Source organism: Afipia sp. GW821-FHT04G03, from assembly GCF_059419985.1.
This window is the reverse complement of sequence record NZ_JBWKSV010000001.1, coordinates 645,028-668,578: the sequence shown is the minus strand read 5'-3', so window position 1 is coordinate 668,578 and position 23,551 is coordinate 645,028. Positions and strand designations below refer to the sequence as shown.

21 protein-coding genes are annotated in these 23,551 nt (G+C 63.5%); 12 read left to right on the top strand and 9 right to left on the bottom strand.

Annotated elements, in window-relative coordinates:
* Positions 1-65: 65 nt before the first annotated feature.
* The 5 genes from lpxD to lpxB all read left to right on the top strand — a co-directional run bounded on the left by lpxD (position 66) and on the right by lpxB (position 4,655).
* On the top strand, positions 66-1,151 hold the full coding sequence (lpxD, locus tag AC07UB_RS03300) for a UDP-3-O-(3-hydroxymyristoyl)glucosamine N-acyltransferase (protein WP_492789048.1): 1,086 nt from the start codon (positions 66-68) through the stop codon (positions 1,149-1,151).
* Positions 1,151-1,609: a 3-hydroxyacyl-ACP dehydratase FabZ gene (fabZ, locus tag AC07UB_RS03295; RefSeq protein ID WP_492789049.1), complete on the top strand. Its 459-nt coding sequence runs from the start codon at positions 1,151-1,153 to the stop codon at positions 1,607-1,609. Before lpxD ends, fabZ begins: the two co-directional genes overlap by 1 nt.
* A gap of 159 nt (positions 1,610-1,768) precedes the next feature.
* Positions 1,769-2,596, top strand: a complete 828-nt coding sequence (lpxA, locus tag AC07UB_RS03290) for an acyl-ACP--UDP-N-acetylglucosamine O-acyltransferase (protein ID WP_492789050.1) — start codon at positions 1,769-1,771, stop codon at positions 2,594-2,596.
* Positions 2,596-3,450, top strand: coding sequence for an LpxI family protein (locus AC07UB_RS03285; RefSeq protein ID WP_492789051.1), 855 nt, complete (start codon positions 2,596-2,598; stop codon positions 3,448-3,450). The genes lpxA and AC07UB_RS03285 overlap by 1 nt, the downstream gene beginning before the upstream one ends.
* A complete protein-coding gene (gene lpxB / locus AC07UB_RS03280; RefSeq protein ID WP_492789052.1) occupies positions 3,447-4,655 on the top strand; it encodes a lipid-A-disaccharide synthase in 1,209 nt (402 codons plus the stop codon). The genes AC07UB_RS03285 and lpxB overlap by 4 nt, the downstream gene beginning before the upstream one ends.
* Before the next feature lie 103 nt (positions 4,656-4,758).
* Here the strand turns inward: lpxB and gltA are convergent, their stop codons facing one another.
* Together gltA and gltX are read right to left on the bottom strand one after the other, a co-directional pair.
* A complete protein-coding gene (gene gltA, locus AC07UB_RS03275) occupies positions 4,759-6,063 on the bottom strand; it encodes a citrate synthase (RefSeq protein WP_492789053.1) in 1,305 nt (434 codons plus the stop codon).
* A gap of 176 nt (positions 6,064-6,239) precedes the next feature.
* Positions 6,240-7,664, bottom strand: a complete 1,425-nt coding sequence (gene gltX / locus AC07UB_RS03270) for a glutamate--tRNA ligase (protein ID WP_492789054.1) — start codon at positions 7,662-7,664, stop codon at positions 6,240-6,242.
* A gap of 186 nt (positions 7,665-7,850) precedes the next feature.
* On the opposite strand from gltX, the gene AC07UB_RS03265 reads away from it, so the two are divergent.
* Positions 7,851-9,524: a glutamine--tRNA ligase/YqeY domain fusion protein gene (locus AC07UB_RS03265; RefSeq protein ID WP_494652165.1), complete on the top strand. Its 1,674-nt coding sequence runs from the start codon at positions 7,851-7,853 to the stop codon at positions 9,522-9,524.
* Between the two features lie 95 nt (positions 9,525-9,619).
* Entirely contained in the window at positions 9,620-11,899 is a 2,280-nt protein-coding gene (locus tag AC07UB_RS03260) for a ComEC/Rec2 family competence protein (RefSeq protein WP_494652167.1), read from the top strand.
* 10 nt (positions 11,900-11,909) lie between these two features.
* Here AC07UB_RS03260 and lexA read toward each other — a convergent pair whose 3' ends face one another.
* From lexA to AC07UB_RS03230, 6 genes are all read right to left on the bottom strand, one after another.
* Complete coding sequence (gene lexA / locus AC07UB_RS03255; RefSeq protein ID WP_494652169.1) at positions 11,910-12,623, bottom strand: transcriptional repressor LexA; 714 nt, start codon at positions 12,621-12,623, stop codon at positions 11,910-11,912.
* Between the two features lie 166 nt (positions 12,624-12,789).
* Positions 12,790-13,998, bottom strand: coding sequence for a molybdopterin molybdotransferase MoeA (locus AC07UB_RS03250; RefSeq protein WP_494652171.1), 1,209 nt, complete (start codon positions 13,996-13,998; stop codon positions 12,790-12,792).
* A 176-nt stretch (positions 13,999-14,174) separates the two neighbouring features.
* The gene (moaC, locus tag AC07UB_RS03245; RefSeq protein ID WP_494652172.1) at positions 14,175-14,693 is read right to left on the bottom strand and encodes a cyclic pyranopterin monophosphate synthase MoaC; all 519 of its coding nucleotides are present in this window, start codon (positions 14,691-14,693) and stop codon (positions 14,175-14,177) included.
* 1 nt (position 14,694) lies between these two features.
* Complete coding sequence (trpC, locus tag AC07UB_RS03240; protein ID WP_494652174.1) at positions 14,695-15,516, bottom strand: indole-3-glycerol phosphate synthase TrpC; 822 nt, start codon at positions 15,514-15,516, stop codon at positions 14,695-14,697.
* A 13-nt stretch (positions 15,517-15,529) separates the two neighbouring features.
* Positions 15,530-16,543 (bottom strand): anthranilate phosphoribosyltransferase, encoded by a 1,014-nt coding sequence (gene trpD, locus AC07UB_RS03235; protein WP_494652176.1) that lies wholly within the window; start codon positions 16,541-16,543, stop codon positions 15,530-15,532.
* Between the two features lie 40 nt (positions 16,544-16,583).
* Positions 16,584-18,482 carry a peptidylprolyl isomerase gene (locus AC07UB_RS03230; protein WP_494652177.1) on the bottom strand — a complete coding sequence of 633 codons (1,899 nt, stop codon included), beginning with the start codon at positions 18,480-18,482 and terminating at the stop codon, positions 16,584-16,586.
* A gap of 284 nt (positions 18,483-18,766) precedes the next feature.
* Here AC07UB_RS03230 and tpiA point away from each other — a divergent pair, with 284 nt between their 5' ends.
* The 4 genes from tpiA to AC07UB_RS03210 all read left to right on the top strand — a co-directional run bounded on the left by tpiA (position 18,767) and on the right by AC07UB_RS03210 (position 22,735).
* Positions 18,767-19,522, top strand: a complete 756-nt coding sequence (gene tpiA / locus AC07UB_RS03225; RefSeq protein WP_492789063.1) for a triose-phosphate isomerase — start codon at positions 18,767-18,769, stop codon at positions 19,520-19,522.
* A 135-nt stretch (positions 19,523-19,657) separates the two neighbouring features.
* Positions 19,658-20,026, top strand: a complete 369-nt coding sequence (gene secG, locus AC07UB_RS03220) for a preprotein translocase subunit SecG (RefSeq protein ID WP_492789064.1) — start codon at positions 19,658-19,660, stop codon at positions 20,024-20,026.
* 171 nt (positions 20,027-20,197) lie between these two features.
* Positions 20,198-21,829: a CTP synthase gene (gene pyrG / locus AC07UB_RS03215; protein WP_492789065.1), complete on the top strand. Its 1,632-nt coding sequence runs from the start codon at positions 20,198-20,200 to the stop codon at positions 21,827-21,829.
* Positions 21,830-21,886: 57 nt separating this feature from the next.
* Entirely contained in the window at positions 21,887-22,735 is an 849-nt protein-coding gene (locus tag AC07UB_RS03210) for a COG3904 family protein (protein ID WP_494652180.1), read from the top strand.
* A gap of 6 nt (positions 22,736-22,741) precedes the next feature.
* Here AC07UB_RS03210 and AC07UB_RS03205 read toward each other — a convergent pair whose 3' ends face one another.
* Positions 22,742-23,074 (bottom strand): PAAR domain-containing protein, encoded by a 333-nt coding sequence (locus tag AC07UB_RS03205; protein WP_494652182.1) that lies wholly within the window; start codon positions 23,072-23,074, stop codon positions 22,742-22,744.
* Positions 23,075-23,215: 141 nt separating this feature from the next.
* Between AC07UB_RS03205 and AC07UB_RS03200 the strand changes: the two genes are divergently transcribed.
* Positions 23,216-23,542, top strand: coding sequence for an NIPSNAP family protein (locus AC07UB_RS03200; protein WP_492792614.1), 327 nt, complete (start codon positions 23,216-23,218; stop codon positions 23,540-23,542).
* Positions 23,543-23,551 lie beyond the last annotated feature (9 nt).

The window sequence follows — 23,551 nt, the reverse complement described above, 5'->3', positions numbered from 1 at the left end:
TTTTCCCTCAGCGAGCCGGAGTTCCAGTCGCGGGAAAGTGCATTTCCCTGACCGCGGCGGGTGGAATGGCGCAGAGGACATTCTTTAAACGCCCGTCACCCGTGACGCTGGCGGATCTGGCCACCCTGACGGGGGCCACGCTTGCCGATCCATCATGCGCAGACCGGATCGTCACGGGCGCCGCCTCGCTTGATCGCGCGGGGCCCGGCCACCTCACATTCTGTGAAAGCCGGAAATACACGGCCCAACTCCAACAGACGCACGCAGGCGCGTGCTTGGTGAATGAGCGCATGGAGGGGAGCGTTCCCCTACACGTGGCCGTCCTGCGCGTCGCAGAGCCGTACCGGGCGTTTGTTGCGGCGATGCGGGCGCTATACCCCGATACGTTGCGGCCCGCCTCGTGGTTCGACAATGGCGGCGTTGCGGCGGGCGCGGTGGTGCATCCGTCGGCTCACCTGGAGGATGGGGTGGTGATCGACCCGCTGGCGGTGATCGGGCCGGACGTCGAAATTGGGTCCGGAACCGTGATCGGGTCGGGGGCCGTGATCGGCGCGGGTGTCCGGATCGGCCGGGACTGCAACATCGGCGCGAACGCGACGGTGCTGTGCGCGCTGATCGGCAACGAGGTCATCATTCATCCGGGCTGCCGGATCGGTCAGGACGGCTTTGGGTATATGCCCGGCGCGAAGGGGCATCTGAAGGTGCCGCAGGCGGGCCGCGTCATCATCCAGAACGGGGTGGAGATCGGCGCCGGCACGACTGTGGACCGGGGCGCCCTGAACGACACGGTCATCGGCGAGGGCAGCAAGATCGACAACCTCGTCCAGATCGGCCACAACGTCACCATCGGGCGAAACTGCATTGTGGTCAGCCAGAGCGGAATCGCGGGCAGCTCCACGCTCGGCGACGGGGTTGTCCTCGGGGCGCGGATCGGTGTGAGTGATCATGCGACGATCGGAGACGGAGCCATGATCGCGGCGCGAAGCAGCGTGGTCGGCGATGTGCCTCCGGGCGTGCGCTGGGGCGGCTCGCCGGCAAAACCGATCAAGCAGTTCTTTCGTGAGTTATTTGAGATCGAACGTCTCGGCCGGGAAGGCAGCGCGAAATCGAAATCGAAGCCGTCCGGGGCGGGCGACGAGGAAAAGACATAATGGACGAGCAGGCGCCAATCACCATCGAGGCCGTGGACATCGGGCAGATCCTGAAGACACTGCCGCATCGCTATCCCATGCTCCTGATCGACCGGGTGATCGACATCCGCAAGGATTTCAGCGGGATCGGCATCAAGAACGTCTCAGCCAACGAACCGCAATTCCTGGGTCATTTTCCCAATCGTCCGATCTATCCGGGCGTCCTGATGATCGAAGGCATGGCGCAGACCGCAGGCGTGATCGGCATGTTGTCGACCGAGACCGATCGGCCGACCGCCGTGTATTTTCTGACCATCGACAAGTGCAAGTTTCGCAAGCCGACCGGCCCGGGCGACATCATCCATTATCATATGAAGCTGGTCACGCGGCGGCGGGACATGTGGTGGTTTCACGGCGACGCCAAGGTTAACGGCGAAATCGTCGCGCAGGCCGACGTCGGCGCCATGCTGGCGGACTGATCCCGGCGGTCTGACGCGGCGCACGTCATCATGCGTAACAATTCATGACCGCATTTGTGCCGCCAATCGCCTAAGTGAAGGGTGGGGTTGAGTTATAAAATTGTCATGCCGTCCGCACGCTGTTTCACGACGTGCGAACGATGCTGACCAGAGGGGCTGATGAGCAAGATCGATCCAACCGCGCGAATAGAGGACGGAGCCGTCATTGGTGACGGTGCCTCGATCGGGCCTTATTGCATCGTCGGGCCGAACGTGACGATCGGCGCGAACTGCAAGTTGCACAGCCACGTCAATATCGTTGGCCATACTACTCTTGGAGCTGATTGCACGGTGTTTCCTTTTACGTCGCTCGGAACGGCGCCGCAGGATCTGGGCTATCGCGACGAGCCGACGACTCTGGACATCGGTGACGGCTGCGTCATTCGTGAAAGCGTCACCATGAATGTCGGAACGATCAAGGGCGGCGGCAAGACACGGGTCGGGAAGCGCGGTTTCTTTATGGCGTATGCGCATATCGGCCACGACTGTATCGTGGGCGATGACGTAATCTTCGCGAGCAGCGCGACGCTGGGTGGTCATTGCGAGGTGGGCGACTTTGTTTATTTCGGTGGACTGTCAGCCGCGCATCAGTTCGTGCGGATAGGACAGCAGGCGATGGTGGCGGGCGTGTCGGGCTTGCGCCACGACGTGATCCCTTACGGAATGGTCAGCGGACAATTTGCGCATCTCGTCGGCATGAACGTGATCGGGATGCGGCGCCGGGGTTTCACGGCGTCGCGTTTGAAGATCGTGCGGGAATTCTATCAGCAGTTGTTTCATGGCGGCGGTGTCTTCGCAGATCGGCTTGATGCGGGACGCAAGATGAAGGACCAAGATCCGGCGATCGCCGAAATTTTGCAATTCATCGATGACGGCAAGAAACGGCCACTTTGCATGGCCCACAACAATCCCGACAAGCCGAGTGAACGCGCGCACCGCGAGGTCTGATGGCGGCAGATTCTGCGATCTCATCGACAGTCGGCATCATTGCTGGAGGCGGTGTGCTGCCGTTCTCGGTCGCCGAGGCGCTGCGCGCGCGGGGCATCGCCCCTTTTATATTTGCCGTCAGGGGCTTTTGCGATCCGGTTCGCGTGACGCAGTTTCCGCATCATTGGGTTGCGCTCGGTCAGGTCGGCCGGTTGACCCGTCTGATACGTTCCGAAGGTTGTCGCGACATCGTATTCCTCGGCGGGATGGTGCGACCGGCACTGTCCGACATTCGTCTGGACTGGGGCACCGTGCGCGCCATACCCGCGATCGCCGCAGCGTTGCGGGGCGGTGACGATCACCTGCTGTCGGGCGTGAGCCGCATTTTTGAACGGTACGGCTTCCGCGTTGTCGGCATCGGCGACGTCGCGCCCGAACTGCTGATGCCGGAAGGAACCCTCACACGCCGAGAGCCTGACGCTGACGCGCTGGCCGACATCGCAAAGGGGCGCGACCTGCTGCGGGCACTCGGCCCCTTTGACGTCGGTCAGGCGGTTGTCGTCATTGACGGACATGTCGTCGCCGTCGAAGACATCGAGGGCACGGACGCTCTTCTGGCCCGGGTCGCGCGACTGCGCGAGGTGGGAAGAATTCGCGCCAAGGCCGGCCGCGGTGTCCTGGTCAAGACACCGAAGATCAGTCAGGACTTGCGCTTCGACTTGCCGACACTCGGCCCGAAGACTGTCGATGGCATTGTAGCCGCCGGTCTTGCCGGCATAGGCACCGTTGCCGGACATTCGCTCGTCGCCGAAGCCGATGTGATGACCGCAAAGGCCGATCAGGCTGGACTGTTCGTCACGGGATTGCCGCTGTGAGTTCGAGCGCCGCTCATGCCGACGCGCCGCGAACGATATTCCTGATTGCCGCGGAAGAATCCGGCGACCGGCTCGGTGCAGGGCTGATGGTCGCGTTGCGCGAACGGCTCGGACCTGCTGTGAGGCTGATCGGAATCGGCGGCCGCCACATGGCGGAGCAGGGACTCGACTCGCTGGTTTCAGTCCAGGGACTGTCGATCATCGGCTTTGCTTCGATCCCGAAGAAGTTGCCGATGATCCTGAAGCGTCTTCGCGATGCCACCGACGCGGTGCTGAAGGAACATCCCGATGTTCTGGTGCTGATCGACAGCCCGGATTTCACCCATCGTGTCGCGCGGCGCGTTCGTGCCCGCGATCCGTCGATCCCTGTGGTGAACTATGTTCCGCCGACCGTATGGGTCTGGCGAGGCGGACGCGCGAAGAAGATGCGCGCCTATGTCGACCGGGTTCTCGCGGTGCTTCCGTTTGAGAAGGACGTTCACCGCAGGCTCGACGGCCCGCCGTGCTCTTATGTCGGCCATCCGCTGCTGGAAGACCTCGACGCGCTGCGGCCGAATGCGGAAGAACTCGCGCGCCGCGTCACGGCGCCGCCGGTGCTTGTGGTGTTGCCCGGAAGCCGCCGCAGCGAGATCAGACGCAACATGGCGATCTTCGGCGAGACGTTGCGGCTGTTGCGCGCGCAGGGCGTAACCTTCGAGCCGGTGCTGCCGACCACGCCCGGATTGCTGGACAGTGTCCGTGCGGCTGCCGAAAGCTGGCCGGTGCCGGCGAGGATCGTGGTCAGCGACAGCGATAAGAGGGCGGCGTTCCGCAACGCGCGCGCGGCTCTGGCGAAGTCGGGGACAGTGACGCTTGAATTGGCGCTCGCCGGCGTGCCGATGGTGACGGCCTATCGCGTTACGGAAATCGAGGCCTTCGTCGCGCGCCGCGTGATCCAGACCTCGTCGATCATCCTGGCCAATCTTATTCTCGGCGAGAATGTCATTCCCGAGTTCCTGCAACAGGATTTCACAGCGGAGAATCTCGCGCCGGCGTTGCGCGATATTCTGGCCGATACGCCCGCGCGTCAGCGGCAGGTGGATGCTTTCGCGCGTCTGGAAGAGATCATGTCCACCGGCGGCAAGCGGCCGAGCGAGCTGGCGGCGGACGGCGTGATCGCCACAATGCGCATGATCCCGAAAAGTGGGAACCGGTTTTCGGAATAGATCAGCGCATCAAAAATAGCCGAAAGCACCTATTTTCCAAGTTGCCTTCAAACAAAAAGGCCGGTGCTTTCTTGCACCGGCCTTTTTCTGCGAATTGTTCCGCTTACTTGCGCTTGTCGATTCCGACGTAGTCGCGCGACGTGGCGCCCGAATAAAGCTGGCGCGGACGGCCGATCTTCTGCTGCGGGTCCTGGATCATTTCGCTCCACTGGCTGATCCAGCCGACGGTGCGGGCAACCGCGAACAGCACGGTGAACATCGAGGTGGGGAAGCCCATCGCCTTCAGGGTGATGCCTGAATAGAAATCGACGTTCGGGTACAGCTTGCGGTCGATGAAGTACGGATCGCTCAGTGCGATCTTTTCGAGCTCGAGCGCGATCGGGAGCAGCGGGTCGTTGGCGTGACCCGTCTCCTTCAGCACCTTGTGGCACATCTGCTGCATGATCTTGGCGCGCGGATCGTAGTTCTTGTAGACGCGGTGACCGAAGCCCATGAGGCGGACGTTGCTGTTCTTGTCCTTCACCTTGGCGATGAAGTCCGGAATGTTCTCGACGCTGCCGATGTCGGCGAGCATCTGCAATGCCGCTTCGTTGGCGCCGCCGTGCGCCGGTCCCCACAGGCAGGCGATGCCGGCGGCGATACAGGCGAACGGGTTGGCGCCTGATGAGCCGGCGATGCGCACGGTCGATGTCGAGGCGTTCTGCTCGTGATCGGCATGCAGGATGAAGATCTTGTCCAGCGCTTCGGCCAGCACCGGATTGATCTTGTACTCCTCGCACGGCACGGCGAAGCACATGTTGAGGAAGTTCTCGGCGAAGGAGAGCGAGTTCTTCGGATAAACGAAGGGCTGGCCGACATTGTACTTGAAGGCCATCGCGGCCAGCGTCGGGATCTTCGCGATCATGCGCATGGAGGCGATCATGCGCTGCTTGGGATCGGAAATGTCGGTGGAGTCATTATAGAAGGCGGCGAGAGCGCCGACCGATGCGACCATAACGGCCATCGGATGCGCGTCGCGGCGGAAGCCCTGGAAGAAGCGGGCCATCTGCTCGTGCACCATCGTGTGATGCGTCACGCGATAGTCGAAGTCTTCCTTTTGCGCCTTGGTCGGAAGCTCACCGTAGAGCAGCAGATAGCAGGTTTCGAGGAAGTCGCCTTTTTCGGCGAGCTGCTCGATGGGATAACCGCGGTACATCAGAATGCCGGCGTCGCCATCGATGTAGGTGATCTTGGAGTCGCAACTGCCCGTCGACGTAAAACCGGGATCGTAAGTGAACATGCCGGTCTGGGCGTAGAGCTTGCTGATGTCGATGACATCGGGCCCCACGCTGCCGCTCAAGACGGGGAAATCGACGGTCTTTCCTTCAACCGTCAGCGTTGCCTTCTTGGTGTTCGTCTTTGCATCCATCGTAAAGTCCCCGGTGACAGTGTTGCGCAGGGCAAGCGAGGCTCACGAACGCCATGTATATGGGGACGCAAGCGCTTTGTTCCAGAAGTGTGGCCCAAATGGGTAGCTCATTGCAGTGTGCGCTGCAAGATAGGCAATATCCGCCCAAAGTTGGGGCTGCCTTGCATGCGCCCCGGCTATGCGAGGGCCTGATCTTGCAGGCGTTCCAGACAGGTTTCCCGTCCCAGCACGGCCAGGACGTCGAATATGCCGGGAGAGGTGGTCCTGCCGGTCAGGGCGACACGTAACGGCTGGGCGACCGCCCCGAGTTTGAGATTATTTTCTTCGGCAAAGCTGCGCATGGCGGCTTCGGTGGTATCGGCTGCCCACGGGCTGACTGTTTCCAGCGCAGCTTTCAGTTTCCCGATCAGTTGGCGCGTCTCCGGCGTCATCACCGCCGCCGCTTTTGGTTCAAGCTCAAGCGGCCGATCGGCAAAGATAAAATGAGAGCTGTCGATCAATTCCAGGAGAGTCTTGGCGCGCTCCTTCAAGCCCGGCATGGCAGCCAGCAACTGGGCGCGGGTGGTGTCATTCAGCTTGGCTTTGATCGCCGCCCCGCCGGGCACGAATTGCAGCACATCCTCGAAGCTCGCCAGCAGCGTCTTGTCGTCCGTCGTGCGGATGTAGTGACCATTGAGATTTTCGAGCTTGGCGAAATCGAACCGCGCGGCCGAACGCCCGATCGCCGGCAGATCGAACTCCTTGATCATTTCGTCGGTCGAGAAAATCTCCTGATCGCCGTGGCTCCAGCCTAGCCGCACCAGATAGTTCCGCAGCGCCTCGGGCAGGTATCCCATGGCGCGATAGGCATCGACGCCGAGGGCGCCGTGACGCTTGGAAAGCTTCGAGCCGTCCGGGCCGTGGATCAACGGAATGTGAGACATGACAGGCACGTCCCATCCGAGCGCGTCGTAGATATGCTTCTGGCGGGCGGCATTGATCAGATGGTCGTCGCCACGAATGACATGCGTGACGTCCATGTCGTGATCATCGACCACCACGGCGAGCATATAGGTCGGGTTGCCGTCGGAGCGCAGCAGCACGAGATCGTCGAAGTTCTCGTTCTGCCAGACCACGCGGCCCTGCACCTGATCCTCGATCACGGTCTCGCCGGTCTGCGGCGCTTTCAGCCGGATCACCGGCTTGACGCCGGCGGGCGCTTCCGAGGGATCGCGGTCGCGCCAGCGCCCGTCGTAGCGCATGGCGCGTCCTTCGGCCTTGGCGGCCTCGCGCATCTGGGTGAGTTCCTCTGGCGTCGCGTAGCAATGATACGCCTTGCCCTCCGCGAGCAACTGCTCGGCGATTTCGCGGTGCCGCGCGGCGCGGGCAAACTGAAAGACCGTCTCGCCGTCCCATGTGATGCCGAGCCATTTGAGGCCGTCGATGATCGCGGCGATGGCAGGCTCAGTGGAGCGCTCGCGGTCGGTATCCTCGATCCGCAGCAGCATCTTCCCGCCCCGTCCGCGTGCGTAAAGCCAGTTGAACAGCGCGGTGCGTCCTCCGCCAATATGGAGGAAGCCGGTCGGTGAGGGCGCAAAGCGGGTAACGACGGGTTTGGTCATGGCAGCGTTCAGGAGCCTCGGGAAAGTGTTGGCGGGCCGTGTATCACACCGGCGGCGCAGTGTCTCAAAGCGAATTGCGACGAATTAAATGGACTTTCGCCGGGTGCCGCCGGTCACGGGAACGCCATTTGGCCTTGGCGGGGCCGCCCGGATTTGGCACATAGACGCCAACTTGAAAGGGTTTCAATGACTGACGAATCGGGTTCGGACGCGGGCGGCGACTTCATCCGCGACATTGTCGCTGCGGATCTTGCCGCCGGGAAGCACGCCGGCGTGGTGACGCGCTTTCCGCCGGAGCCGAACGGATACCTGCATCTCGGCCATGCGAAATCGATCTGCCTGAACTTCGGAATTGCCGAGGAATTCGGCGGGCATTGCAGCCTGCGCTTCGACGACACCAATCCGACCAAGGAAGAACAGGAATACATCGATGCGATCGAGCGCGACGTGCGCTGGCTCGGCTTCGACTGGGGCACGCACCTGCATTTCGCGTCGGACTATTTCGAGCAGCTTTTTGGCTGGGCGCAGGATTTAATCCGCTCCGGGAAGGCCTATGTCGACGATCAGTCGCAGGAGGAAATCCGGCTGACGCGCGGCACGCTGACCGAGCCCGGACAGAACAGCCCGTTCCGCGAGCGGAGCGTTGCGGAAAATCTCGACCTGTTCACGCGGATGCGCGCCGGCGAATTTCCGAACGGCGCGCGCGTACTGCGCGCCAAGATCGACATGACGTCGGGCAACATCAACCTGCGCGATCCCGTGCTCTATCGCATCCTGCACGCGCATCATCCGCGCACCGGGGGGGCGTGGACAATCTATCCGAGCTACGATTTCGCGCATGGCCAGTCCGACGCCATCGAGCACGTCACCCATTCGATCTGCACGCTGGAATTCGCCGATCATCGGCCGCTCTACGACTGGTTCATCGAGAATCTTCCGGTGCCGTCGCGCCCGCGGCAGTACGAATTCGCGCGTCTCAATGTCACCCACACGCTGCTGTCCAAGCGCGTGCTGACGGAACTGGTGCGTGGCGGGCATGTCACCGGCTGGGACGATCCGCGCATGCCGACGCTTGCGGGTTTGCAGCGGCGTGGCGTGCCGGCGGAGGCGCTGCGTGAATTCGTGAAGCGGATCGGTGTCGCCAAGGCGAACAGCACCGTGGACATCGGCATGTTCGACTTCGTGGTCCGCGAGACGCTCAACAAGAGCGCGCCGCGCCGCATGGCCGTGCTGCGTCCGCTCAAGGTGGTGATCGAAAATTATCCGGAGGGGCAGGTCGAACATCTCGACGCCGTCAATCATCCGGAGGTGCCGGCATTGGGATCGCGGCAGATTCCGTTCGGGCGTGAAATTTACATCGAGCACGACGACTTCATGGAAACGCCGGTAAAAAAGTTTTTCCGGCTTGCACCGGGCAAAGAGGTGAGGCTGCGCTACGGCTATTTCATCACCTGCCGCGACGTCATCAAGAATGCCGCGGGCGAAGTGATCGAACTGCGCTGCACCTACGACCCAGAAACCCGGGGCGGCAACGCGCCCGACGGCCGCAAGGTGAAGGGGACGATCCACTGGGTCGCCGCGTCGGACGCAGTGCCGGCTGAGGTGAGGCTCTACAATCTTCTGTTCTCGGCGCAGCAGCCCGACGCCGCCAACTTCGCGTCACAGATCAATCCGGACTCGCTCGAGGTCGTGACGGCGATGGTCGAACCGTCGCTGGCCGGCGCGAACGATCCCGGCACGATGCAGTTCGAGCGGCAGGGATACTTCTGCCGCGACCGCGACTCCACGCCCGGCAAGCTGGTGTTCAACCGCACCGTTGGATTGCGCGACACCTGGGCCAAGGTTGCATCCGAAGCGTGAAGATATAGTCGCGCATTCTGCATCCGTTCCGCTGTCCCTTTTGATGCACCGTCAGGTAGCATCCGATCGCGGGGACGCGCGGGCGGGGCGGCGCGATGGCCAGCCGGGACAACGATCAGCGGCGCACACAAGGCCGGGTGACCACCTGGCCGCCGCGGGGTGCTGCGCAGGCCGGCTCAGCCGCCGAAAGCGGCGCGGGTCTCTGGTCGTCGTGGATCGGCCTTCTGAAAAGCTGGTTGCGCGCCGAAGCGGGACCGGGGCGGTTGTTGCCCTGGGTGCCGGTCGCGTTCGGCACAGGCATCGCAGCGTATTTCGCGGTGGACCGCGAGCCAGTTGCGTCCGTTGCCGCCGTGACTGCGGCCGTCCTCTGCATCGCAGCGTTCCTCGCGCGTAGGCACCCGATGTTTCCGGCGGTGGTGATGCTGGCCGCGCTCGCGGCGGGCTTCGCGACGGCCGCGCTCAAGACCGCCCGGGTCGCGCATGGCGTGCTGGCGCGTCCGATATTCGCCGTGACCATGAAGGGCTTTGTCGAAACCCGCGATGAGCGCGAGCGCACCGATCGCTTCGTGCTGCGCGTGGAAGAGATGGAAGCTCCGCGCAGCGAAATCAAACTCGAACGTGTGCGGCTGTCGGTCAAGAAGGGCACTGCGCCTGCGGTCGGCAGTTTTGTTGAGCTGAAGGCGCGGCTACTGCCGCCGCTGTCGCCGCTGCGCCCCGGCAGTTACGATTTTGGCCGCGACATGTATTTCGCCGGGATCGGCGCATCCGGATTCGCGATGGGCGCGATCAAGACCATCGAGGCGCCGCGCAGCGGCGGCACATATCTACGTTATGCCGCGACGATGCAGGGGATGCGCGATGCAATCGACGCGCGGATTCGTAGTGTGCTCAACGGCGATTCACGCGCCATTGCAACGGCGCTGCTCACCGGACGCCGCGACGCGATTTCCACGCCGGTGAATGACGCCATGTTTATCTCCGGGCTTGGCCATGTGCTGTCGATCTCCGGCTATCACATGGCGGTGGTGGCGGGCGTCGTGTTCTTCGCGGTGCGTGCGCTGCTCGCGCTGTTTCCCGGATTAACGGTGACGTTCCCGATCAAGAAATGGTCGGCGGCGGCGGCCTTCGTCGCGGCGTTGTTCTATCTGCTGTTGTCGGGCGCGGAAGTCGCGACCCAACGCTCGTTCTTCATGACGGCGGTGGTGCTGATCGCGGTGATGGTCGACCGCCGCGCCATCACGTTCCGCACCCTCGCGGTTGCGGCCATGATCGTGCTGCTGATCGCGCCGGAGGCGCTGGTGCATCCGAGCTTCCAGATGTCGTTCGCGGCAACGCTGGGACTTGTAGCGCTGGTTCAACTCGGGATGCCGAACCTGTTCGCGTCGCCGGACAATACGCAGGTGGCGCGCGCCGCGTTGTGGGGCGGCCGCGAAATCACGATGCTGGCGCTGGCGTCGCTGGTCGCGGGATTTGCGACGATGCCTTATGCGGCGTTTCACTTTCATCGCGTGACGCCTTACGGCGTGCTGGCCAATCTTGCTGCGATGCCGGTGGTGTCGGTGCTGGTGATGCCGGCCGGATTGCTGGGGCTGCTCGCCATGCCGTTCGGCTTCGACGGCGTGTTCTGGCGGCTGATGGATGTCGGCATCGGCTGGATGATCGCGGTGGCGCAATGGGTCGCCGCATTGCCCGGCGCCATCGGACGGCTTGCGGCGTTCGGGGCCGGGCCATTGGCCGCGATGAGCGCGGGCATCATCGTGCTCGGTCTGTTGCGGACGCCGCTGCGCTGGGTAGGAGCGGGGCTGATCGTGCTCGCAACGGCGTGGGCGCTGACGACACCGCAGCCGGATATTCTCGTGGCTGGCGATGGGCACACTGTCGGGGTACGCGGCAAGGATGGCAGGCTGCGCCTGATGCGCACCGGCAAGGATGCTTTCCTGTCGCGCGAATGGCTGGCCGCCGATGCCGATACCCGCACGGCGGCCGATCCGTCGCTGATAGATGGTGTGTCCTGCGACCATGCGGGATGCGTGGTGCAAGCGGAAGGCGGCGCCACCATCGCTCTCACGCTGAAACCTGGAGCTTTCGCGGACGACTGCGCGCGGGCCGCCGTGATCGTGACGTTGCGGCAGGCGCCCGCTGATTGTGCGGCCATGGTGCTGGATCAGGACACGCTGCGCAGGCGCGGCACGCTCGCCTTGCGCAAGACCGCCGACGGCTATGCCGTCACAGCCATCAGGCCGCGCGACGTCGATCGCCCATGGTCTGCGGCAGTTGCGGAGGATGAGTCACAGACTCCGGCGTCTCGGCCGAATGTCCCGGCGCGCTCTGTCGATGCGACGCCCGCCGAAAGCGACCTCCAGCCGGACGATTAATTCTCGAGGCTCAATACTTCCGGAGCAGGCCGATCAGCTTGCCCTGAATGCGCACGCGGTTGGGCGGCAGGATCCGGACTTCATAGGCCGAGTTGGCAGGCTCAAGCGCAATGGATGCGCCGCGCCGCCGGAAACGCTTCAGGGTGGCTTCTTCCTCGTCGATCAGCGCGACCACGATGTCGCCGGTGTCGGCGCTGTCGTTGCGCTGGATCAGCACGGTGTCGCCGTCGAGAATACCGGCTTCCATCATGGAATCGCCGCGCACTTCGAGGGCGTAGTGTTCGCCAGACCCGAGCATGTCGGGCGGCAGGCTGATGGTGTGGCTGCGGGTTTGGAGCGCCTCGATGGGCGTACCGGCCGCGATCCGTCCCATGACCGGCACGGAGACGGGGAAGTTCGTATCGTCCTCGTGGCCAGCGGAGCTACTGCTGCGGACCTTGCCGAGGTTGCCCTCGATGACGCTGGGGGTGAATCCGCGACGGCCGTTGCCGCCGGCACCCGAATTCCCAAGCTCCGGCAGTTTGATGACTTCAATCGCGCGGGCACGGTTGGCGAGCCTGCGGATGAAGCCGCGTTCTTCCAGAGCCGTGATCAGCCGGTGGATGCCGGACTTGGAGCGCAAGTCCAGCGCGTCCTTCATTTCGTCGAACGAGGGCGGAACACCAGCTTCCTTCAGCCGCTCGTTGATGAAGCGCAGAAGCTCGTATTGTTTGCGTGTCAGCATCTATCTGGTCCCCGATCGCCTTTGCTCCGATGCCGCGCCTCTCTGGATACGGACCGTTGGACGGCCAATCAGGAGTTGCGAGTCACTCGAAACAAATCATGAACGAACACTATCTGTTCCATATGTGTTCCGCAACCCCTTAATTTCACGTCAACGACGGGGAGCTTTAGTTGGGAAGCCGGAGGATCGTGCAGGGCGAGCCGGCAGGGGCCGCTGGTGCGAAGGGTGGGCGGACGATAAGCGCATCCGCCGCCGCCAGATTGCCCACCAGAGAACTGTCCTGAGGGCCTACCGAGGTTGCGACGGGCACGCCCTCAGCGCCTGTCTCAAGCCGGGCCCGCAGATGATCCTGCCGCTTGTCGTTGGCTGGCAGCTCGCGCCCCAGCACGGCCCGCTCCAGGACATGATCGACCTGGGTTCGTCCCGACAGCGCGCGGATGAGCGGCACCAGAAACAGGAAGGCGCAGACATAGGATGACACCGGGTTGCCGGGCAGGCCGAGCACGCGCATCGGCCCGAGCCGTCCGTGCATCATCGGCTTTCCGGGCCGCAGCGCGATTTTCCAGAAAGCCATGTCGACGCCTTCGGCTTTCAGCGCAGTCTGAACAAGATCGTGGTCGCCGACGGAAGCGCCGCCGGTGGTCACAAGAACATCGACGCCAAGATCGCGCGCGCGCCGGATGGCATCGGTTGTCGACTCGAGCGTATCGCGCGCGATGCCGAGATCGATGGGGTCCGCGCCTTCGTTGCGCGCGAGCGCGAACAGCGCGAACACGTTGCTGTGGACGATCTGGCCCGGCGCGGGCTTTGTGCCCGGCACGACCAGTTCATCGCCGGTCGCGAGGATCGCGACCCTTGGGCGGCGATGCACCGGCAGTTGCGGATGGTTCATGCTCGCGGCCAGCGCAAGCGCGCGGTCGGTCAGGAGCGATCCCCGCCGCAGCCCTGTTTCGCCTTCGCGGAAATCGATGCCCGCCGGCCGGATGTTTTTTCCCGCCGCGATGGCCTCGTTGACGATCACGGTGTCGCCGTCGCGCGCGGTGTCTTCCTGAATGATGACGGCGTCGGTCCCGGCCGGGATCACGCCGCCGGTGAAAATGCGCGCGGCTTGTCCCGCGCCGACGGTCGCATTGAACGGGCGGCCGGCGGCGACTTCGCCAATGACTTTCAGGCGTGCGCCCGAAACAGCATCGGCGGCGCGAACCGCATATCCGTCCATCGCCGACATGTCGGCGGGCGGCTGGGTGCGCAATGCTGCGATGTCACGGGACAGCGTGCGATGAAACGCGTCGTTCAGCGCGGCCATTTCTTCGGGAAGCGCGGCTGCGTCCTTGAGGACGGCGGCATAGGCTTCGGCGACCGGCATCAGCGCCATGGGACGCTCCTTACGAGTGGAGTGGATTTGACATTCGCTTCCACCCCGCAGCGAGTACGCAAAGCGAATGTCAAATCCGAAACTCCACTCGAAGTCTATATTTGCTAGTGGTCCTTTGGTTTTAACATTCGCATAAAGGCCTGCTGAAACGGGGTGCGAATGTTAAAACCGGACCACTAGTAGTCGGCGAGATAATGGCCGGACTTGCCGCCCTTTTTCTCGACGAGGCGAACGCCTTCGATATGAATGCCGCGCTCGACGGCCTTCACCATGTCGTAGATCGTGAGACATGCCACCGACACGGCGGTCAGCGCTTCCATCTCCACGCCGGTGGGGCCCTTGACCTTCACCGTCGCGCGCACGCGGCAGCCGGGCAGCTTGGTGTCGGGCGTGATGTCGATGGTGACTTTCGAGAGCGCCAGCGGATGACAAAGCGGAATGAGATCGGAGGTGCGCTTCGCCGCCATGATCCCGGCGACGCGCGCGGTGCCGAGCACGTCGCCCTTGGTGGCGTTGCCCTTCACGATCAGATCGAGCGTCTTGCGGGTCATGACAACATGGCCCTCGGCCACCGCCACGCGCTCGGTGTCGGGCTTTGCCGAAACATCCACCATGCGGGCCTCGCCCTTGGCGTCGATGTGGGTGAGGGCGGAGCCTGCTTTTGTCTTTGACTTTGTCCTGGATTTTTTGGCCACGTCAGCGCGTCCCGGTGGCGCGCTGCGCACCGTCGCGCGCCAGCAGCGTGCGGGTGGCGGCCGCGACGTCGGCCTGCCGCATCAGGCTTTCGCCGACGAGGAAGGTCGACATACCGACCTTCTCGAGGCGCGCAAGATCCTGCGGCGCGAAGATTCCGCTTTCGCCCACGCTGACGCGATCCTTCGGAATCAGCGGCGCGAGTTCTTCGCTGGTGGCGAGCGTCGTCTCGAATGTGCGCAGGTTGCGGTTATTGACGCCGAGCAGGGGTGAACGCAGCGTCAGCGCGCGATCGAGTTCTTCGCGATTGTGAACTTCGAGCAGCACGTCCATGCCATGGGCGAAGGCCGCGTCCTCGATATCCTTCGCCGCTGCATCATCGAGCGCGGCCATGATGATCAGGATGCAGTCTGCGCCGTGCGCGCGGGCCTCGGCCACCTGATAGGTGTCGTACATGAAATCCTTGCGCAGCACCGGCAGCGAGACCGCTGCGCGTGCTGCGACCATGAACGCGAGCGAGCCCTGGAACGACGGCGTGTCGGTCAGCACCGAGAGACACGCTGCGCCGCCGGCCTCATAGGCTTTCGCCAGAACTGGCGGATCGAAATCCGCGCGAATGAGCCCCTTCGACGGCGAGGCCTTCTTGATCTCCGCGATCAGCGCGTAATCGCCGCGCGCATGTTTTTCGCGGATGGCGTTGACGAAACCGCGCGGCGCGGGAGCCGCCTTGGCGCGCGCCTCGATCTCGGCAAGCGGAAGCGCGCGCTTGGCTGCGGCGATTTCCTCGCGCTTGTAGGTTTCGATCTTGTCGAGGATGTCGGACAAGGGCAGTTGCTCCTCAAGCATTGGAGACTGCGACAAGGCGCTTCAGCCTGTCGAGAGCCGCGCCAGTGTCCAGCGCCTTGGTACCGAGCGCAACGCCTTCCTTGAGGTCCTTTGCCTTGCCTGCGACCACGAGTGCTGCGGCGGCGTTCAGGAGCGCGACATTGCGATACGCGCCCGGCTTGCCTTCGAGCACATCGCGCAGCGCTTTGGCGTTGGCTTCGGCGTCGCCGCCTCTGAGTTCCTCAGCCGTGGCGTGCGGCAGCCCGCCGTCCTCGGGCGCAACCTCGAAGGTGCGGATGTTGCCGTTCTCGAGGGCTGCGACAAAGGTCGGGCCGGTGAGGGTGATCTCGTCGAGGCCGTCCGAGCCGTGGACGACCCAGACCGATTCCGCGCCGAGATTTTTCAGCACCTGCGCGAGCGGCTGAACCCATTGCTTCGAGAACACGCCGACCATCTGCCGCTTGACGCCGGCGGGATTGGAGAGCGGTCCCAGCAGATTGAAAATGGTGCGGGTGGCAAGTTCGACGCGCGTGGGTCCGACGTTCTTCATCGCCGGATGATGCGTCGGCGCGAACATGAAACCGATTCCCGCCTCGGCGATGCAGCGGCCGACCTCTGCGGGCGTGATGTCGATCTTGACGCCCAGTGCGGCCAGCGCATCGGCGGAGCCTGATTTCGACGACAGCGCGCGGTTGCCGTGCTTGGCGACCGGCACGCCGGCGCCTGCCAGAATGAACGACGCGCAGGTCGAGACATTGACCGAGCCCGAACCGTCGCCGCCGGTGCCGACGATATCAACCGCGTCGGCCGGCGCTTTCACGGTCAGCATCTTGGCGCGCATGGCGGAGACCGCACCGGTGATCTCGTCGACGGTTTCGCCGCGCACGCGCAGCGCCATCAGCAGGCCGCCCATCTGCGACGGCGTTGCTTCGCCGGACATCATGCGGTCGAACGCGGTCGCCGCCTCGTCGCGCGACAGGGCCGCGCCGGTGGCGGCTTTTCCTATGATCGCTTTCAGATTGTCCATAATCGAGGCTTGCCTGATGTGACGTTCGCCGATGAGCTTACTATTGAGCGGCGGCCGCCGCACCTGTCGCGACTGCAAACGCGTTCTGGTTGATCGTGACGCCGATCTCGGCCTCCAGCTTGGCGACATAGGCGGCGATCTGCTCTTCCATTTCCGCCCGCTGGAGATTTTCCTTCAGCTTCTTCACGTCATCGGATGCGAGATCGACCGGCGGCACGACCACGTCGGTGACCTTGAACACGATCCACTCGCTGGCGCCGCTGCCTTCGACCTGTCCCACGCCGTCCTTCGGTGTGCGAAACGCGGCTGCGACAAGCCGTTCGGGGACATTCTTCGGATCCGCGTCGCGCCGGAAGAGGGCGGCCTTTTCGACCTTCACGCCGGCGGCAGTCGCTTCCGCGTCGAACGCCGCGCCCTTGTTCAGTTTCTCGACGATCTCGGCAGCCTTGGTGCGAAGACGGGTCGAGACCTGTTCGTCGCGCCAGCGCGTCTCGACCTGTTCCTTCACTTCGTCGAGCGGCCGGTCGCGCGACGGCGTGATGCCGAGGACGTCGAACCAGAGTTCGCCGCCGTTGTACTGGACCGGCTCGTTCTCGACGCCGATGTTGCTGGCAAAGGCAGGTGTCGTGATGTCGATGCCTTGCGGCAGGCCTGTCACCGGCTTGCCGTCGAGCCCGCGGCCGGAGCGGTCGACAGCTTCGATGGTGACGGCCTTGAGCCCGAGTTTCTGAGCCGCTTCGGCGATGTTCGATCCGCCGCCGCGCTCGTCCTCGATCTTGTTGTGCAGGTCCTGCAACTGCGCCCGCGCGCGCTCCAGCGCGATCTCGCGCTTGATTGTGGCTGCGACGCTTTCATAGGTCGGGTTGGTGCCGGGTTCAACTTTCGTGACCTTCAGCAGCGCGGTGACGAGTGTGCCCTTGACCGGCTGACTGACGGAGTCCGGTGTGAGTCCGAAAGCGGCATCCGCGATCGCGGCATCGCTGATGGCGGCCCGTGTCACGTTGCCGAGGTCGATGTCGCTTGGGGTGAGATTGCGCTCCTTGGCGATGTCCTCGAACGACGTTCCGGCGGCGATGCGGTCGCGCGCGGCTTTCGCCTCGTCGGCGTTCGGGAACGGAATCTGGAACACCTGCCGGCGTTCCGGCGTCGCGTAACGCTCTTTGCGCTGTTCAAAAATCTTCTTGGCGTCGTCGTCGCTGACGTTGATCCACTTCGCAAGGTCGTCCGGCGTCAACGTCAGCACGGCGATCTTGCGAAACTCCGGTGCCCTGAACAACTGCTTGCGGTCTTCGAAATAGGCGGCCAGTGCCTCGGGCGAGGGAGGCGCGATGGTGCCGGCCTGAGCCGAGGTCAGCCGCAGGTAGTCGGCCGAGCGCTGTTCGTTCTGGAAGCGGACCAGTGCGTCAAGCTGGGTCTTGGTCGGCTCAAGTCCAGAGACCACCGTGCTGGTGATCTGGTTGCGCAGCAGGCGGCGGCGCTGCTCGGAGACATAGCGCTGCTCGGTATAGCCGAACTGGCGGATAGTCTGCACGAAGCGCTCCTGATCGAACTTGCCATCGACGCCCTTGAAATTCGGGTCGTTGGAAATCATGCGCGCCACGTCGGCGTCCGATTGTCCAAGGCCCAGGCGGCGGGCGTCTTCGTCGAGGGCTGCGTCGGCGATGACTTCCTGAAGCACCTGGCGGTCGAGGCCGAAGTTGCGCGCCTGCTCCATGGTGAGCGGCCGGCCGAAACGGCGTCCGATTTGCTGCACCTTGTCGGTGAACAGATTGCGGAATTGTTCAGTGGTGATTTCGGTGCTGCCGATCTTGGCGAGCGACGACTGTCCGAATCCCTTGAAGATGTCGGCAATGCCCCAGACGCCGAAACTGACGATCAGCACGCCGAACATGACGGACATCACCGTCTTGCCGAGCCAATTCGATGAGGCTTTGCGCATTCCTCGGAGCATGGGACCAACTTGATGTTCAGGAGGAGGGGTGGCGGCTCGCCGGAGGCGTTACCGCGTTGTTTCGCCGACATATAAAGGGGTGCCGGTTCCCTAGCAACCATGCTGACGGCGACGCTTCAGCGCGGTTAACGGTATGATCCCGAAAGCGGAACCGGTTTTTGGAAAAAGCCCTTATCCATCGGGGCCGCCGTGTGGAAACCCCGCCTGCGGAACTGGCGTCGGCGGAAGGCCTCTGCTAGCGCAAATCAACCCACCGTCACGCGAGATCAATCATGACCGACAAGCGCCGCCCCCTGATCGCCGGGAACTGGAAAATGAACGGCCTGAAAGCCTCAATGAACGAACTGGCGTCGATCTGGCAGGGTGCGGGCGATCTGAAGGGCAGGGCCGATCTCCTGATCTGTCCGCCGGCGACGCTGCTGTTCACCGCCACCGCCGTTGTGTCCGGATCGAAGGTTGCGATCGGCGCGCAGGATTGCCACCCGGCGGCCTCCGGCGCTCATACGGGCGATATTTCAGCCGAGATGCTGGCCGATGCGGGCGCGAGCGCGGTCATTGTCGGTCACTCCGAGCGCCGGGCCGATCACGGCGAGAGCGATGCGCTGGTACGTTCCAAGGCCGAGGCGGCCTGGCGGGCCAAATTGGTTGCGATTGTCTGCGTCGGCGAGACGCAGGCCGAACGTGACGCGGGGCAGGCGCTGGAGGTGGTGGGACGACAGCTCGCCGGATCGGTGCTGGATGGGGCGACCGCCGCCAATCTGGTCGTCGCTTACGAGCCGGTCTGGGCGATCGGCACAGGCCGCACCCCGACAACCAAGGATATCGAGGAAGTTCATGGGTTTATCCGGGCTAAACTCAATGAACGCTTTAGCCAGGAGGGGAGCGGTATGCGAATCCTCTACGGCGGCTCCGTGAAGCCCTCAAACGCAGCGGAATTGATGGCCGTTGCCAACGTCGACGGCGCGCTGGTCGGCGGAGCGAGCCTGAAAGCGGTTGATTTCCTTGCGATTGCGGCCGCGTGTCTCTAAATCACGGTTATTGATCGCGGTCCGCCGGGGGTGACAATCACCCCTGCAATCGTGTACAGACCGCGCAACTTCAACCCCCGCAAGCTTCATGTGCGCCCGGCTGCCGGTGCCAGAGGCTTGTGACGGAAGGTCACGATGCAGACTGTCATTATCGTCATCCATCTCATGCTCGTTCTCGGCCTGATCGGCGTGGTGCTGCTTCAGCGTTCTGAGGGCGGCGGCCTCGGCGTCGGCGGCGGAGGTGGCGGCGGTTTCATGTCGAGCCGTGGCACGACCAATCTCCTGACGCGCACCACGGCGATTCTGGCCGCGGGCTTCTTCATCACCAGCCTGTTCCTGTCGTGGCTCGCGAGCTACGAGCGCAAGCCAGCGTCGATCATCAACACCAGCCCGGCGCCGATCTCGCAGCCTGGCGCTCCGGCGGCACCGGCAGGCGGTCTGCTGGATTCGCTTCCGAAGGCCCCGGCGGCGCCATCCGCTCCGCAGGCGCCGCAGTCGAAATAAGGGACAAAGAATTGCAGTCATGCGCGAGTTGCTTGCCTGCAAGTCTCAGAGTTGCCTTCCAAGTCCCTGACTGAACTTACATATCCAAGTGGTCCACAGCGCTGCAATTCGCCGGCGTTTGTGTGCGTTTAGTTTTGCGAATCACGACGGCGGAGATAAAGGTTAAATCCCATGGCGCGGTATATTTTCATCACCGGCGGCGTGGTCTCCTCGCTCGGCAAAGGTCTGGCTTCAGCCGCACTCGGTGCGCTGTTGCAGTCACGAGGCTACAAGGTCCGCCTTCGCAAACTCGATCCCTATCTCAACCTCGATCCCGGAACGATGTCGCCGTATCAGCACGGCGAGGTGTTCGTGACCGATGACGGCGCGGAGACGGATCTCGATCTGGGTCACTACGAACGCTTCACGGGGCGTCCGGCGACCAAGGCCGACAACATCACCACCGGCCGCATCTATCAGGACATCCTGACCAAGGAGCGCCGCGGCGATTATCTCGGCGCGACCATTCAGGTCATTCCGCACGTCACCAACGCCATCAAGGATTTCATCCTCAACGGCAATGACGGCTACGACTTCGTGCTGTGCGAAGTCGGCGGCACCGTCGGCGATATCGAAGGCCTGCCGTTCTTCGAGGCGATTCGTCAGGTGAAGAACGACCTGCCGCGCGGCGACGTGATCTACATTCACCTCACGCTGCTGCCGTACATTCCAAGCGCGGGCGAACTGAAAACAAAGCCGACGCAGCACTCGGTCAAGGAATTGCGCTCCATCGGCATCCAGCCGGATATTCTTCTGTGCCGCACTGATCGGGAAATCCCGAAGGAAGAACGGCGCAAGCTGGCGCTGTTCTGCAATGTACGCGAAACCGCCGTGATCGAGGCGCGCGACGTCGACAACATCTATGCCGTGCCGGAGGCGTATCACGCCGCGGGCCTCGACGACGAAGTGCTCGCCGCGTTCGGCATCGTCGATGTGAAGCAGCCCGCGCTGGATTCGTGGCATGTCATCAACGAGCGCGTCCGCAATCCGGAAGGCCAGGTGACCATCGCCATCGTCGGCAAGTACACCGGCATGAAGGACGCTTACAAATCGCTGATTGAAGCGCTGTCGCACGGCGGCATCGCCAACAAGGTGAAGGTCAATCTCGACTGGATCGAGTCGGAAGTCTTCGAGAACGAGGATCCCGCGCCGTTCCTCGAACACGTCAACGGCATTCTGGTGCCGGGCGGATTCGGCCAGCGTGGCGCGGAAGGCAAGATCAAGGCGGCGCAGTTCGCGCGGGAGCGCGACGTTCCGTATTTCGGCATCTGCTTCGGGATGCAGATGGCGGTGATCGAGGCCGCGCGCAATCTCGCGGGTATCGAAGCGGCCAACTCCACCGAATTTGGTCCGACGAAAGAACCGCTGGTCGGCCTGATGACCGAATGGCTGCGCGGCAACGAACTCGAGAAGCGCACCAAGGCGGGCGATCTCGGCGGCACCATGCGTCTCGGCGCCTATCCGGCGACGCTCAAGAAGGGCAGCCGCGTGTCGGAGGTCTACGGTGGCGCGACCGAGATTTCAGAGCGCCATCGCCACCGCTACGAGGTCAACACCGCTTACAAGGACCGGCTCGAACAGCATGGCCTGCGCTTCTCGGGCCTGTCGCCCGATGGCGTCCTGCCGGAGATCGTCGAGTACGAGGATCATCCGTGGTTCATCGGGGTGCAGTATCATCCCGAACTGAAATCGCGTCCGTTCGAACCGCACCCGCTGTTCGCATCGTTCGTGCAGGCCGCGATGGTCCAGAGCCGGCTGGTCTGATCCGGACGTATCTGGCCGCACCTCCATTGCGCTGGCCGGAGTGTTTCAGGATGCGGAATGACTGAAGGCGAACGCCGACAATCTGCGAAAGGCTCCGTGCCGGAAGTAGGTGCCGCACGCGCGAAGCCTGCCCGCACGGAGACCCCGTCGCCGTGGGGCGCGCCATCACAGCCGCCACCGCAATATCCGCAGCCGGCGCCGCCACAGGCGCCCGCGCGCCGCTGGCGTGGCGGGGGAACGCTGGCGTCGGTTCTCTTCGTCGGCCTGCTGCTGGCAGGCGTCCTCATTCCCGCCTATCGGGATATCTCATCGCCGGGGGCGTGGTCCTACTGGAAGGACGTTTTCGTTTCTTCCAGCATGACGGCGTCAGCGGTCTCCATGCCAGACGGCCGCAAGGCGCTCGCCATTGAGGGACGGATCGGCCCCGGCGCCGCGAGCTGGTTTCGTGAGCAACTCGACGCGGCCAGGCTGACCGCTGGAGATACGATCTTCCTGTCGTCGCCCGGCGGCTCGCTCGATCAGGGGCTCATCATGGGCGCGGTGGTGCGATCCCGCGAACTGACGACAGTGGTTGGGAAAGTCGATTCCGGCGGCCGTCCACAGCCTTCACGTTGCGCCAGCGCATGCGTGTTCGTTTTTGCGGGCGGCAAAGTCCGCGAAGCCATGCCGCGTTCCGCGCTCGGCGTGCACCAGTTCACCAGCACTTCGTCGAAGGGCGAGGAGTCCGCGAGTGACATCGTGGCGCGAACCCAGCAGACCACCGGCATCATCCTCGACTACATGACCCGGATGGGCGTTTCCCCCTCGATCATGCAGGCGATGACGGCGAGCAAGGATATCCGTTGGCTTACCGAGAAAGAAGCGTTCGATCTGAACCTGACAACGGAGCGCTACGCCGGACGGTGACGCGGTTTACTTCGGGCATCCCGATGTTAGATCGCCGGTGCGGGCTGCGGGCTTTCCGTTGATGAAGACGCCGCCACCGCCGCCGACCACAACACCACCGCAGCTTGTCTTGCCGCTGGAGATGGCGGCCGGCTTGCCGTTGATGAAGACGTTTGAGGACCCTTCCGCGATCACTCCGCCGTCGCTGGTCGTGTCGCCCTGACGCGCGGCTGGCTTGCCGTTGAACGTGACGCCGGCCGCGCCGCCTGTCACCACGCCGGGTGTACCGGGTGATTGCGCGTGCGCGAAGCCCGAGACGGTCATCGCCACAACGATCTGGCAAAGCAACAGGGGCCGCATGTGAACCTTCCGCATATGTTCTATGGTCCGGAGCCGCTTGATAATGAAACAATCAGGCCACTATATGCCGGATCGGGAGAGCCTGCATAATACCAGTCGTCGCCGTTCGCGCGCCGGTTCAAACAACAAGGTGCCATGACCATGATCCAAGAAATGCGTGTCTATCGCTGTCTGCCGGGGCGGCTTCCAAATTTGCTGAAGCGCTTCGAAAACCATACGCTGAAGATCTGGGAAAAGCATGGGATCCGTCAGGCCGGTTTTTTCACCACGGTGATCGGCCAGTCCAATCAGGAATTGACGTACTTCCTCGCATGGGAGTCGCTGGCTGAACGCGAGCAGAAATGGACCGCGTTCATGAACGATCCCGCCTGGCTATCGGTGCGCGCGGAAAGCGAAAAGGACGGTCAGATCGTCGAGAACATCGTCAGCCAGCTTCTGACGCCGACAGCATTTTCATCGGTGAAGTAAAGGCGCGCG